The 14475-nt window shown below is 45.1% G+C and carries 12 protein-coding genes; 1 reads left to right on the forward strand and 11 read right to left on the reverse strand.

The features are described 5' to 3' along the window. Positions 1 to 38: 38 nt before the first annotated feature. From NST25_RS16065 to NST25_RS16100, 8 genes are all read right to left on the reverse strand, one after another. Positions 39 to 1229, reverse strand: a complete 1191-nt coding sequence (locus NST25_RS16065; RefSeq protein WP_340391803.1) for a Ger(x)C family spore germination protein — start codon at positions 1227 to 1229, stop codon at positions 39 to 41. Beyond that, positions 1222 to 2325: a GerAB/ArcD/ProY family transporter gene (locus NST25_RS16070; RefSeq protein WP_076184847.1), complete on the reverse strand. Its 1104-nt coding sequence runs from the start codon at positions 2323 to 2325 to the stop codon at positions 1222 to 1224. Before NST25_RS16070 ends, NST25_RS16065 begins: the two co-directional genes overlap by 8 nt. Before the next feature lie 37 nt (positions 2326 to 2362). Next, on the reverse strand, positions 2363 to 4033 hold the full coding sequence (locus NST25_RS16075) for a spore germination protein (RefSeq protein ID WP_340391804.1): 1671 nt from the start codon (positions 4031 to 4033) through the stop codon (positions 2363 to 2365). A gap of 172 nt (positions 4034 to 4205) precedes the next feature. Next, positions 4206 to 6404 (reverse strand): DEAD/DEAH box helicase, encoded by a 2199-nt coding sequence (locus NST25_RS16080; protein WP_340391806.1) that lies wholly within the window; start codon positions 6402 to 6404, stop codon positions 4206 to 4208. Next, positions 6401 to 7720 (reverse strand): ATP-binding protein, encoded by a 1320-nt coding sequence (locus NST25_RS16085; RefSeq protein WP_076303005.1) that lies wholly within the window; start codon positions 7718 to 7720, stop codon positions 6401 to 6403. The genes NST25_RS16080 and NST25_RS16085 overlap by 4 nt, the downstream gene beginning before the upstream one ends. 15 nt (positions 7721 to 7735) lie before the next feature. Further along, positions 7736 to 9292 (reverse strand): TerB N-terminal domain-containing protein, encoded by a 1557-nt coding sequence (locus NST25_RS16090; protein WP_340391810.1) that lies wholly within the window; start codon positions 9290 to 9292, stop codon positions 7736 to 7738. A 185-nt stretch (positions 9293 to 9477) separates the two neighbouring features. Continuing rightward, the gene (locus NST25_RS16095) at positions 9478 to 10689 is read right to left on the reverse strand and encodes an MFS transporter (RefSeq protein WP_340391811.1); all 1212 of its coding nucleotides are present in this window, start codon (positions 10687 to 10689) and stop codon (positions 9478 to 9480) included. 81 nt (positions 10690 to 10770) lie between these two features. Continuing rightward, positions 10771 to 11538, reverse strand: coding sequence for a DUF1836 domain-containing protein (locus NST25_RS16100; RefSeq protein WP_036676915.1), 768 nt, complete (start codon positions 11536 to 11538; stop codon positions 10771 to 10773). 114 nt (positions 11539 to 11652) lie between these two features. Here NST25_RS16100 and NST25_RS16105 point away from each other — a divergent pair, with 114 nt between their 5' ends. Then, a complete protein-coding gene (locus NST25_RS16105; RefSeq protein ID WP_076126650.1) occupies positions 11653 to 12963 on the forward strand; it encodes a hemolysin family protein in 1311 nt (436 codons plus the stop codon). 51 nt (positions 12964 to 13014) lie between these two features. On the opposite strand, the gene NST25_RS16110 is transcribed toward NST25_RS16105, so the two are convergent. Genes NST25_RS16110 through NST25_RS16120 form a run of 3 tightly spaced genes read right to left on the reverse strand, consistent with a single transcriptional unit; the run spans position 13015 to position 14380 of the window. Further along, the gene (locus NST25_RS16110) at positions 13015 to 13548 is read right to left on the reverse strand and encodes a GNAT family N-acetyltransferase (protein WP_076126651.1); all 534 of its coding nucleotides are present in this window, start codon (positions 13546 to 13548) and stop codon (positions 13015 to 13017) included. Positions 13549 to 13572: 24 nt separating this feature from the next. Next, positions 13573 to 14001, reverse strand: a complete 429-nt coding sequence (locus NST25_RS16115; protein ID WP_076126653.1) for a GNAT family N-acetyltransferase — start codon at positions 13999 to 14001, stop codon at positions 13573 to 13575. A 25-nt stretch (positions 14002 to 14026) separates the two neighbouring features. Beyond that, complete coding sequence (locus NST25_RS16120) at positions 14027 to 14380, reverse strand: VOC family protein (RefSeq protein ID WP_036677380.1); 354 nt, start codon at positions 14378 to 14380, stop codon at positions 14027 to 14029. Between the last annotated feature and the right edge of the window lie 95 nt (positions 14381 to 14475).

Here is a 14475-nt window from a genome sequence, read left to right on the forward strand (position 1 = left end):
AGATCCTTTTCGAGTTAACACGCTATCAAGTGAACCCTTCATTCAGTCGTGGAACCAAAATCGGTGATTTTAAGCTTAACATCAAAGGTCAATGGCATCCGAATAAATTCCTCGTCCCAATGATCCTTGATCTTTTTCCAAACCTGCGGTTTTTCTATGCTAAACCAATTTCCGAACCCTGCCACATCTACTTTATAGGTGGAATGCATTTTGTGAATAAGAGCATTGATTTTTTCGGTTAATCTCTCCTCGAATATCTTCTCCAATTCTTTGAAATAGGCAACTTCCGCGGAATGCTCATTATCATCCCAATTCTCAATAAGACGTCCATCAGACTCAATGGCTACATGAATAGAGAACTTCTCATCAGCAGTCTCCTTCAGCGTAATCTTGCTCTTAACTGACTTAATTTCATAAGTAATCGCTTCATTCAACTGATTATAGGCTTTAATGCTCCCACCTTTTATGTCCCCTTTGATCCAGGCAATACTCTCCACATCCTGTTGATCAATATTGCCAATCCACTGTCCTGTGTCTCCCTTGATAATACCTGCTCCGGAAAATTCCACCTCACCCTGTGCCTCCACAACGTTCTGTAAAACAAAGCTTTGCCTGGAGTACATAAGTGCATCTAGATTAGACAACGTTATGCCCTTCATAACTTTACTGGTTCTGAAGTGGTTATGAATCATGTCTGCCAGACGAAAAGAAGGAATCTCCTCCGAGGTTGTTTTAAGTGTGTCTGATGCAGGCCCTTGGCTAAGAAATATAAGACAGCTAGGGCGGATATCATTATCTCGCAGTAAAAAGTCCATTAGCCGTCTGATCTTCTCCTGTTGCACCAGTTTCTCAGATATGACAACAACCTTGAGGTGATGACCTATAATCGGACGGTTCTTACGTATTGAGATTTGGCGGAATATCTCAAGCAGAGAATCCCCTGTCTCAGAAATATTGTGATAATGAGTTTGTGGTGTTGCGCCATCTTTGCCAGAGTTTCCGAGTATTTTTTCAGGCACAATTTGTACCGTAGCCGTCATTTTATTTTTCTTAAAATAGCTTCCTCCGAGTTCCTCAAACTCCCGTTCGACTCCTTTCGGCTCCCCCTTGTCAAGCGCCAATCCCGTATAAACACTCAAGTCTTCAATCTCCTTACTGCTCCAGCAGCCAGACTGCGTAAGCAGAATCACGAATACCAATAGTAGGCGAATAACCCGCTGTCTAAACATTCTGCTTGAGTCCTTTCTTCCTAATGATTAATACAATCGACAATAACAGTGGCAGCATTATAAAGATCAGCACACCCATATAGCCAATCGCATCACCAAGACTAAAGACATCATTGATGCGCTGAGGGATCATCGTACAGATGAAGATGATGGGCATTAAAGCGAACATAACCGGATGGATCTTTAGGTGGAATACCTGAGAGATGCCAAGTGACGCATTAAAGAAAAAGCTGCAAAAATTACAGAACATCTGCATCAGCCAAATGACGAGCAACGGAAATTCAAATCGTTCAAAAAAGAACCCTGATATTTCAAAGCTCCGTACCAAATCTATCGTAGGCCAGGTGCTGGTGATTACAGAATTGATGGATAGGCCGCCGATAACCATCACAACAGTAACCAGATACAATACCAGCGGGATACTTAAACCGACCATCATTCCTTTGACCGCTTGCTGCGGATGCTCCATAAAGGCCGTCATTGTCATCACAACCTCACAACCGGTAAAAATCAGGATGCTCGACTTCATGCCTCGGATCACCGGCATCATGCCTTCACTCAGAAAAGGACGCAAATGCTGGATATCAAATATTCTGGTACTTAAGATATAACAAATAATCAGAATAAAAATACTAATCGGAAATACAATCTGAAACACGCGGGCCATGGAATTAATCCCGCCATACACCAAATAAGTGCCCACCCAGATGAACGGCATCACAATCGCCCAGATCGGTGTCCCTTCCAGAAGAAAGAACAATGTTACTTCCGCCAGAACGCGGATTTCGAAACCCGCAATCACAATAAAGTAAAGAATCAATATTGTACTCATTACACTGCCTGGAAAATTCCCAACAATTCTTTTAGAATACTGAAAGACAGTCTTCCCTGGAAATTGCTGGCTAAGCTTCACCATAACCAATATGACCAAAGATACGACGATACCTCCCAGCACTACTGAAATCCAGGCATCGGGAGTCTGCACAGCCTTAACAACATTTCTGGGCAAAGTCAAAATTCCCGCACCTAGCATTGAATTGGTCAAGATTATGGAAGCCTGCGAGGTTGTGATCTTATCATCAGTTCGTTTAAACACTGTGGTCTCCCCTCTGCTCCTGCTAAGAATACATTCTCTAGGACCTGCGCTTTTTCTTCTGGGTCTTCAGCATCTCCGGTCTTCGCTTCATGATCGATAACGGTGCACGAACGAACAAATCCTTCCAGTCACTTAAGCGGAAAGGGGAAATAGGGGTGACGTAAGGAACTCCAAAGCTTGAAAGCCGAGTCAGATGGCTGCAAATAAGCAGGAAGAAAAGGATGGTTCCGAACATGCCCAGGACCGCCGCAAATAACATGCCTGCGAATCGTAAGATCCGGAGAGTAATCCCCGCACTGTACATCGGTATGGAAAACGAAGAGATCGCTGTCACAGCTACAACAATTACCAAAAAAGGACTTACAATACCAGCCTGTACCGCGGCATCTCCAATGATTAGACCTCCGACAATCCCCATTGCCGGACCTATGGGCTTCGGCAGCCGAATTCCAGCTTCACGCAAAATTTCAATGGAAATTTCCAGAATCAACACTTCAATTAATGCAGGAAAGGGTACACCTTGGCGTGTTTCGATAATGGAGATCGCCAGTTGTGTAGGAATCAGTCCCGGATGAAAAGAGATAAAGGAAATATACAGCGCCGGAGCCAACAGAGCCAGAAATGATGCGCAAAACCGGAGTATCCGCAAAAGTGTACCCGGAATCCAGCGCTCATAATAATCCTCAGGAGACTGCAAAAGCATACTGAATGTCACTGGAACAACGAGTGCAAACGGTGTGCCATCCAGCAATATAGCGACTCTTCCCTCTAACAAGGAAGCAATTACCCGATCGGGTCTTTCCGTATTCTGTGTCTGCTGAAACGGGCTTAAATAATCATCCTCGATCAACTGTTCCACATAGCCGGATTCCAGAATAAAGTCCATATCAATTTTGGAGATACGTTCCTTCACTTCCTGGAGCAGATCAGGATTCACAATGTTTTTCATATAAGCGATAACCAGGTTCTTCTTGATTTCGCTGCCTACTTCAACCATTTTCATTTCCAGATTCTTATTAAGCCCTTGGCGCCGCAGCATAGAGGTATTCTCACTAAGCACCTCTGTAAAGCCAATCCGAGGCCCACGCAGTAAAGCCTCCGAGGTCGGCTCAGTAATCGCGCGCACGGATCCATGCGGAGAACCCACCAGCAACATCTCACGCATGCCTTCGACAATCAGCGCAGTGTATCCGAATAGGACAAACTCCTGCAGTTGGTCTAAATCCTTGGCTTCACTAAGCTGAGCTAAGGGGAGCATATTCTGTTTCAAGTAGTTGTATATTCCTTCTGAAGCCTGCGTTTCGCCGGCATACATCAGATTCTGCAGCACCTGCTGATTGATTAGCTCCTCGTGCTGCATCCCCTCTAAATAGACCAATGCGGCACGTGCCTGTATACCTTTAACTGAGAATTCACGAAAATGTACATCACTGTTCTCCCCCAATGCCGTTTTTATCGCTGTCAGATCGGCATCATAGTCCTGGGTAAAAGCAGTAGACACAGGAGGCTGCGGATTTACTTCCCGATTGTCATTCTTCTTCAGTTCCGCATCCTGTGATTTGGCCTCTGTTTCCTTGGAGCGTCCGCTTCCAACATAAAAATACAAATGCCTGTAAAGATAAAAAATCCCTACGGGAAAGAGCAGCGTAATCGCCGCCTGCATAAAAATTGTCCAGTCCGGAATATAAGAGACTATTTTAGGCCACATCGCAATCATCCTCTATAGGAATCTGTTAGTACTATTCTCCTTCCACCCTATTCTTATGCAACATTTGAAACTTAAGGAAAGTTCATATATCAGCATTGGTCCGGACATAACAAAACGCCCGCATAAGCGGACGTCTGCAATTTAGAGTATTTTCAATGGGTACTGCTTAAGGTTAATTAGGTTGCTGCCACTGCTTTAAAACTTCAATCAGACCCGGAACATCTAATCCATCCAAGGAAAAAGCTTTGCGCAGCAGCTCATGCGGGATGAACTCATCGTATTTTCCGAGATAGGGTGCTTCATCTGGGGATAACAATGATAATGGATCTGTGGCAGCCATACTTTCGGCAATGATCTCTGCTTCCAGCGTTTCTGCATCTGTTTTACCCGCAACGACCATATAATAAGGTTCCATGGGAACGATAGAACGCAGTCCCAGAGGGCTCTTCAGATTGTTCTTCAGAAGGCGCTCCAGCGTGCGGAATTGCCGACTGCCCGCCCAGGGCAGAATGAACATGGAATCTCCACCTGCCGGCATAACGGACCGCACAAGCATTCCGCTTTCCTTCGCTAAACGACGGGCTCGTTCGAGCCGCGCAGCCGCACTCGGAGCTAAATACGGATACAATGAAGTGGCTCCTAAGATTTCACGGATCTTGTTCATGATGCGTGTATGTACATCCCCACCCGCACCAAGCCACAACGTATCTACTTTGCCGCGTGAAGTTTTCACATAAACGGCTTTATGGCGATTATCCACCTCTTCTACCTTCCAAAGCTTACCTGCCAGAGTAAAACAGTAGCCTGGTGGTGGAACCGTTGTGATCGATCCAATTTCCTCAGTTCCGTTATAGACCACATGCTCTTCATCATCTTTGAAGACCGCGTAGAAGCGGAAGTTATTCACGATCTTCTCTCCCGCCATCCCGATGATCAAGCTGCCTTCGTCCATCTTCTCAATTTGTCCCATGCCTAACAAATAGGTCATGAAAATATCATAATCAGTAGGATCAATGGTTTTAAACGAAGGCAAACTCAGAACCGCTTCTTTTAAATCATCCGGTTCGGCCTCACCCATACTTTTCAAAATGCTCATCGTCTGATGGTACAGCAGTCCAACTGGCAGCTGACGCACGACCAGGGGCTCCACCCATTTCTCGCGCACATATAGCTCAATAACCGCTATCGCTCGAAGCAGTGTCCACGGCATCCGCGCCGGAAGCTGAGCTTCCTCGTCCTCTTCCTCGGGCGTGACAAAGATCATCTCGGATGCAGCGTCTCCACGCCTGCCCGAGCGGCCTAACCGCTGCACAAAGCTTGCGCAGCTATAGGGAGCGCCGACCTGTAGCACTCGCTCCAGCTCGCCCAGATCAATACCCAGCTCCAGCGTCAACGTCGCTGCGGCAACAGCCGGTCCGGTGCCTTGCCGCAGCGCGGCTTCCGTCTCTTCACGCAGCATCGCGGAGATGCTGCCATGGTGAACGTGAAATACATCCCGTTCACCACGCTTCGCGGCCGTCCTCCGCATCTCTAGGGTCGCCGTCTCCGCATCTGAGCGGCTGTTGGTGAAGATCAACGCCTTCTTCAGATGCGTATGATCATAAATAAAATCGTAATAAGACTGCTTCGCACGTTCTAAATGCTCCGCCTGCACCTCATCCCGTGCATCCGGGAAAGAGAAATGCTCCACACTTAAACGGAGCTTACGCCCGCCTTGTGGAGCGGACACTTCAACGCTCTCCAGCGTGCCCGCCGCCAGCCACTCTGTGACAGAAGCGTAGTCACTCAGCGTAGCTGATAGTCCGATTCTGCGAGGATGGCATCCCGCCATACGTGAGATTCTCGCCAGCTGGCTTAACACCTGAATCCCCCGGTCAGCTCCCATAAAGGCATGCACCTCGTCAATGACAATAAAACGTAGATCATGGAACAACGCTGGAATAGCATTCGGGCGGTTCATCAACAATCCTTCAAGCGATTCAGGGGTGATTTGCAGCACGCCTGAAGGATTCTGCACCAGTTTTGTTTTATCGGCTTGTGGTACATCTCCATGCCAGTGCCACACCGGAATGTTGCCTTCACGAAGTAAATCATTCAAACGTGTAAATTGATCGTTGATCAAAGCTTTCAGAGGGGCGATATACAAAATGCCAACCGAACCGGAAGGACGTTCATACAGCTCAGTAAGCGCAGGGAAAAAAGCTGCCTCTGTCTTACCTGAAGCGGTACCTGAGGCAATCAGCAGATGATGCGGGGTATCAAAAAGCACCCGGCAGGCATCCACCTGTGCCTCACGCAAAGTCTCCCAGCGGTTCTTATAAATAAACTCTTTAATGAAGGGAGCCAGCCTATAGAACGGATTATCACTCATAATTCAAACTCCGCCAGGAATCCATCCAGTTCATTTTGCTCAGTCTCAGCTGGCTTAGCCGTTTTTTCGCCCACTAGCTGTTCAAAAGTAATCTCCGGATGCTGGTGGAGCGTATGCAGCAGATCCATGAAATCACGAACTACCTCCCGTGGCGTCAAGAGTTCCTCAGCCCCTAATCTTCCAACCGCTTCCTCCATAAAATGAACCAATTGTTCCTGTGATAAACGCGCTTCATAACCATAATGTAGGGCGTGAATCTCTTTAAGCTTTTGCAGCAGTACCAGAATTTCCTCGTGTGATAACATGTCCAGAGCAATGATAGGTCCAGTATAATTGTTCAGACCCGCCGCCCCGTACCGGCCAGCAACCAATCTCGATCGCAGTGCCTCATAACTAAATAAACCACGCCGTCCATCTTCCACAAATTGCGGAGTTCCCCCTATAAAAATCCCTAAGTTCTCTGCCTTCCCCTGCATCGTATCATTGAACATGGTAAGCAGCTTTTCATAGTTGCTCTGACGGGAAATACTGTTCGTAATTTTATAAAGATTGACACCTTCATCAATAAACAGCAGCAGACCTTTATAGCCAATAGCCGCAGTAAATTCCGCCCAAAGCTTCATATAGTCATACCAATTATCATCATCAATAATCACGCCAACTCCAAGCGCTTTGCGGGCTTCTGTCCGAGTTGCAAATTCTCCACGCAACCAGCGAAGCGAATCCTGTTTCTGGTCATCATCAGCCAGCTTGTGTGCATTCCAATAAGATGCTAGCACTTTGGAAAAATCAAAACCATGCACCAAACCACGCATTTCAGAGGCTACAGCGTAAATTCGCTTCTCTACTTCTTCACCAAGCTGAGGGTGATCAGGCCCATATTCCTTCTCCTGCATCACGGACTGCTGTAGCGTAATAATCCATTTCTGCAGGATGATCTCCAACGCTCCACCATCTGGACGTGTGCGGGTCGATAAATGGCTCATTAGCTCCCGGTAAGTCGCTAGGCCTTGTCCTTTAGTTCCTACTAACCTACGCTCAGGGGACAGGTCAGCATCTGCTACTACAAAATCCCGATCCATCGCGTAATTACGGATCATCTGAAGCAGAAAGCTTTTGCCGCTGCCGAATTTGCCTGTAATCAGCTTAAAAGCTGCCCCACCCTCTGCAATGTTCTCCATATCTCTTAATATGGCCTCAATCTCCGGCCGACGGCCAACGGCTATGTGCTCTAGTCCGATACGCGGAACAACACCAGCCGTCAACGAATTGACTAGCGCAGTTGTCATTCGTTTAGGTATTTTTAATTCACTCATCCAAAGTTCACCTCATTAAATATTGCGCAGCATAGAGATATATTCCTCAACAATGTCTTCCCCCTCAATGATCAGATCACCAAGAATGTCCATTGCGAATTCATTAATCTCATCAATTAGAAGCTCTGACATCGTGCCATTAGCAGCAGCCAGCTTCAGTAAAGCTTGACTTCCATCCTCATCCAAAAGAGCAAGCAGTGCTTCCCGTTGTAGTGGACTTAAAGCATTGGCAAACTGTTCTGCCTCCGATCCTATGCTAACCGCTTGAGCTTCTTCAATCACCTCTACAGGCAACAATTCTTCCTTACTATCTTGTATTGGATCGATTTCACCAATAGTTGCTTCGAGCTCGCTAGCCTCGTAATCTTGCTCGTCCATATTCTCAACCGTAAGCATCGTCCTTACAATTTCAGAATCACTTTGCAGGCGTTCTAGCTTCTCCGGATCTATGACGACTGTCGGCCCTCTGTCTTCCTGCGTCTCTTTAAGGTACTCACGTTTTAGAAAACGAGTGATCAAATCATCCATATCGGCATCTACATTAATACCTTTAAGTCGTCCGCGGTAGCCCATCAGTTCCCGGAGTTTATTCTCAGTCAGACGAAATAGCCTTGTAATCAGACTGCGAAGTGGTGGAGATTTACTAATACGTACAACCGGTATAAGAACAGAATAGCCATATAATGAAATATCATATACGGCACTTCGGAATAAATAACGCTCCCGCATCACCGCTGGTCCAGGCGGAAACATTTCAACTAGATTGGAGCCGTGTTTCCGGGTGACATAAGCATTAATTAACGCCACGACCTGCGGAATGTATTGTTCAAGAGCTTCTTTGCCTTCTCCGATGTAGAACTTGGATTTACTAATATCATAGTCCGACATTGCCGTTAATACTGCGAAGGTTAGCTGCTCAGGAGCAGTCGTCAGTCCTCTCATTAATTCAAGCTCCGCCAGATCCCCAGCAAGACCACGTGAACGAGCCACAATGATAGAAAGCGGGACATCCAAATGATGTACAAAAGAGAAGTCCGCGATCCAGCCGCCAAGATATTGATCCAAACGTTTATAACTTTCCCGGTAAGCTTCCCAGATCAGATTTAGCTGCCTATAGCCATCATTAGGGTCAGTCCACCCCACGCCATTAATAAGCTCATATACATGCAGAAAAATATAAGAAAGATCTGTTTTCAGATATCTGCCTTGTCTAACTTCATTCCGCCAATAAAAATACCATCTGCTTTGCGTGCCTGTCATATGGCCATATGTAGGCCAGTAACTCTTAAAAGGAACAAAAAGCGCTGAGTCCTCAGTTTTTTCAACTAATTCCTTCGCTCTTGTTACGAACTGCCCTTCGGTGGTAGTCACAGGCTCCGGCGTTTCCATCTCTGTATCCCAAAGCTGCAGCTGTAATGAAGGTTCAGGGGTTGGATTTGTTTTGCCATTATTCTTAGAAGATGACTTAGGCAGCGCAGGTTCAGGGGAATTTCGCGGCGGAATCGGTACATTTTGTTCCGTACTTTCCCAGACTAATTCTGTGAAATGCGGTTGCTTCCTATCATTACTCATGTGCGATCGCTCCGTCCTTATAAATAAGGATTAATGTAAAAAAACGGTCCTGTTCACAACTGTGAAGGAACCGTTTTGTTCTTACGTGAATAGTGGTCATCCATACAGGACGACAACATCGTTTCTTCTTGATATTTTAGCATTGTTGATAGATTAACATCAAGTATGTAATGCAGAATCACACTTTAGAGAAGCTCGGTTCCCTTTGTTTCTTTGCCAAGGAACAATACCGCTAATGCACCGATAATAATCGTTACAAAAAATAGCATAAAGATCGAGCCAATCGCCATAGATTTACCTACTAGAACCCCTACCAGCAAAGGTGCGATAATGCCCCCAATCCGGCCAAAGGAAGTTGCTAAACCAGCGCCTGTGGAACGAATAGCCGTTGGGTACAGCTCTGGCGTATAAGCATACATGCCACCCCAAGCGCCAAGATTGAAGAAGGATAAACAAATTCCTGCAGCCATCAGCATGCCTTCAGTAGTCGCATTTCCGAACCATGCAGCGCTAACTGCAGTGAACAGCATATAGATGACTAGGACAAATTTACGTCCGAACTTTTCAATAAAGTAAGCGGCAGTAAAATATCCAGGCAGCTGAGCGAGCGTCATAATAAGCACATACTCGAAGCTTTTGACCAAGCTGAAGCCTTTAAGTACCATAACTGTAGGCAGCCATAGAAACATGCCATAATACGAGAACACCACCGTAAACCATAAAATCCACAACATAATTGTAGAACGGCGATATTCCGGCGACCATACGGTAGCGATTCGTTTCTTTAAGGAAACGGGTGCCTTTTTAATCTCAGCAAATTTCGGTGAATCATCAATCGCCCGTCTTAGATATAAAGCGTAGAGTGCAGGTACAGCCCCAATTCCGAAAGCTATACGCCAGCCATAATCAGGGATAATGAAGAACGCGATTAATGCCGAAGCAATCCAACCGACTGCCCAAAAGCTCTCCAAAAGCACAACCGCACGGCCTCTCTCCTGAGCAGGCATGCTCTCTGAGACCAAGGTAGAAGCGACAGGCAGCTCTCCGCCAAGACCAAACCCAGCAATAAAACGAAGCACACAGAGGATCGTAAAGCCTGTTGCAAATGCAGATAATCCGCTTGCCGCCGAGAAAATAAGGAGTGTCCACAGCAATATCGGTTTACGGCCAAAGCGGTCTGCTAATATCCCTGCCGCTGCAGCACCTACTGCCATACCGACGGAATTAATACTAGTCAATATACCGATCTGCTCCGGTCCCAGATTCCAATCCTTAGCTAAAGCTGCTACAACAAAAGAAATCATTCCGACGTCCATCGCATCGAACATCCAGCTCAAGCCAGCGCTGAAGAGTAATTTCCTTTGTTTCGGATTCCGCAGCAGTGTCATTTGATTCACATCGAAGCCCCCTTATTTCAACCTGTTAACCAATAAACTTACTTTTGATTGTTTCACTTATACATTTTAAAATTGAAGTGCTCAAAAATCAAGAAATAAAGCAGCATTAAAGTATTGCCTAGCCAGCGATTGAAAATAACAGGTCTGCACAGAAATTGTGGCGATAAGCAGCATATTACGAACGGATTCTCTCTGCGCTCTCGATAAATGTGTCAGCCGGTTAATTACACGATCTATAGAGCTTTTTAACGAGGTATCTTCTTTCCAAGAGAACTCCTTGTGCAACACTTGATCTACTTTACATTGCGTCTGAATCGATGGATTGCTTTTGATCTCCTCAAAAAGCCCTGCATAGGCGTAATACAGCTTGGCCGGTTCAATTAGATCATCATCATCGCGATCCGGCTTTAGGAACATTAGCTGGAACAGTTGGCGGATACTTTCAAAGTTAAGAGCGGATTTGAGATCATCGATAATAAACAAAAGCGCCGCCTGATTAACCGAATATTTCTTTCCTTCTTTAGGCGAACCGAGATATTCCTTGAAGTCGCGCTTGACCCAATTTTGCATAGCTGTGACGGTCAATGTGGAATACTCTATAAGATGGCCCAATGAAGCAATTTCACCAAGTGAAAAGCCTTTTACATGGCCACCTTTAATGATCTTTTGTAATATGGGTGGAACATTGGTTGATAAAAAAGCGGGTAACGAAGTCCCCTTTTGTAATTCTTCACGGTGAAACTTTGCCCATGCCTCTTGGAGGATATTCAGCGGTTTCCGGTCTGACAATCCGGTCAATGAGAGCAGTAGACTGGACATCTCCACACGAGTCAATGCAAATGATTCCATATCTGTTTCCCTCCACCATTTGATATTTTACTGAAAAGTTCGTAGAATAGTTCATAAGAACTCATAATAATGAGTATAACCTATTTTAGGAACGAAAGGGATGGTAAAGATTATATGGGTATAGGACTTAGTTTGACGTTGGTGGTTATTTTGATTATTTTAACCGCTTTTTTTGTAGCAACAGAATTTGCATTGGTGAGACTTAGAGGTAGCCAGATCAGTCAAATGGTGCTTGACGGAAAGAAGAATGCCTTGGCAGTACAGAAGGTATCCGCTAATCTTGATGGCTATTTATCCGCTTGTCAGCTCGGGATTACTATCACTGCGCTGGGTATTGGTGCACTGGCAGAGCCTGCATTCGAACAGTTATTGCTTCCTATTTTCGACTGGGCCAATATCAGTTCTAGTGTGAGTCACCCTCTTGCGTTTTTACTCGCATTCATCATTGCAACATTCTTGCACGTCGTTGTCGGAGAACTTGCTCCGAAGACGGCAGCTATAAACATTCCGGAAAAAATCGGTCAAATTACTTCACCGCTGATTATTTGGTTCTACAGAATTTTGTACCCTCTCATTTGGTTCATGAACGGTTCCGCTAATATGCTTGTTCGTCTTTTTGGGATGAAACCAGCTAGTGAGCATGGAGACGCGCATAGTGAAGATGAGATTCGTTTGATCCTGTCCGAGAGTTACGAAAGCGGGAAAATCAATAAAGCCGAATATGGCTATGTTAACCGAATCTTTACTTTTGATGAGATGCTCGCCAAAGAAATCATGGTTCCGCGAACCGATATGGTATGTCTTTTCACCAATCATTCGTTGAAAGAAAATTTCGAAATTATCCGCAAGGAGCAATATACTCGTTTCCCTGTGGCACAAGGCAGCAAGGATAATATTATCGGAATGATCAACACGAAACAGCTCTATTTGCAGTATGATAACAATCCTGATTTTGATTTTCATAGCTTAATTCAACCCGTACTGACAGTATCTGAGGTGACACCGGTCAAGAATCTTCTAACTCGTATGCAGTTGGAGCGTGTGCATATTGCCTTGCTGCTTGATGAATATGGTGGAACATCCGGTCTCATCACGATTGAAGATATTTTGGAAGAAATCGTTGGTGAAATCCGTGACGAGTTTGACGGTGATGAACGCAGAGAAGTCGAAAAAATAAGCGATACCAACTATCTGTTCGACGGTAAGGTATCTCTGTTAGAGGTCAAGGATCTTACAGGGCTTGATTTCGAAGATGAAGAAGTGACCACAGTTGGAGGCTGGGTATACAGTCATATCGCAGATCCAGCCATTGGCAAAAGTATTGTTCGTGACCATGTAACATTGACCATCCGCGAGATGAACAGATACCGTGTCCGCAAGGTTGAAGTTGTTATCGAACAATCAAGCAACACTGAATCATCATAAATCACGAAATCATAACCTTTATTCATAAAAAAAAAGGATAGGGTCATCAGATTAAATCTGACACTCTATCCTTTTTTCTTTTTGGAGAATTTTGCTCATATAATACTCATCCACCCACTCACCATCGACAATAAGAGATTTCCGCTTCGTCCCTTCGATTTCAAACCCGCTCTTGGTATACAGCCCCAAAGCAGCTTGATTATGGGTCATGACGGATAACTCAAGACGAACAATCCCATTGTTCATAGCCCAGATGTCCATCTCACGGAACAGGCCAGCCCCAATCCCATTCCCCTGATATTGTTTCTGAATCCCAATCACTATGTACGCGCTATGTCTATTGCGTCTAACACTTCCACCTCTAACAGACAAGTAACCTGCCAAATGATCGTCAACCTCTGCCCCTATAAGAATTGAAGTTTCTGCTGCCAGAAAGCTTTCGAGCATTTCTTTGACCTGACAAAGACTAGCTTGTCTTTCATCCGGTTCCAATAACATAAATTTGGACTCTTGGTCTAACTGATGCTGAAGTCGAAGCAGTTCACCTGCATCCTCCGGCACCAGTTCTCTAAGTGTAACCATCATATCATCACTTCCAATCGTAAATAACTATAAATACTTCTTGAATACCTTGCTGGAGCTGCTATCATAACCAAGAATTTCGTAGAAACGATGCGCTTCTTCTCTCTTTGCAGCACTTGATAACATAATCTTAAGGGCTCCCTTGGAGATCGCTACATTCTCGGCATGTCTCATTAGCATTGCGCCATACCCTTTTCCTCGTACTTTTTCAGCCACAATGACTCTTTCTATGACAGCAAAGGGCCTATCGTCACACAAAGCATCCATACAAAAATGAAGATGTAACGACCCGACAATTGTTTCTTGTTCTTCGCACACATATAGAAAACTCTCCGGATGATCTGCTATCTGCTTCAGCCGCTCAGGAGATACATGAATAGCTGGATGCTCAGGCAGCAAAATCCGATAAAGTTCTTCAATGTAGGTAGCGTCTTCGGTCCTAGCTTCTCTTATCATTCGTCTACTCCCTTCTATACAACGATTAACAACGACAGACCATGATCACATTTCCATCGGGATCTTTAAAATTAAACCAATGATCATGCTCAATATCCGTGAGAATCTCTCCTCCGTTGGCCTTTACATAATCATAAGCAGCATCAATATCCTCGGTGTTAAGATGAAACGAAGGGATGTTTAGAACAGATTCAGCGGTGTAAATCTTACTGTCCAAAACGATGCCCGGTCCCTGCATAGGGACAACATATAAATGACCGAATAATACCTCTCCATCTAATGGGAGTCCAAGCAATTGGCAATACCATTGTTTTGATTTCTCAATATCCTTTACCGGAATAAAAACAGCACCAATCTGATTCAGAATCGGACTTATCATCATTAAGAAAGCCTCCTCTTTTAAGTTGACGGATAGGGTGTTATTCTAGAATAATTCGATAAAATATGTCAATTACCTCCCTCCATTTAGGGAAG

The organism is Paenibacillus sp. FSL E2-0190, assembly GCF_037992965.1.
In the GTDB taxonomy this organism is placed as follows: domain Bacteria; phylum Bacillota; class Bacilli; order Paenibacillales; family Paenibacillaceae; genus Paenibacillus_AQ; species Paenibacillus_AQ odorifer.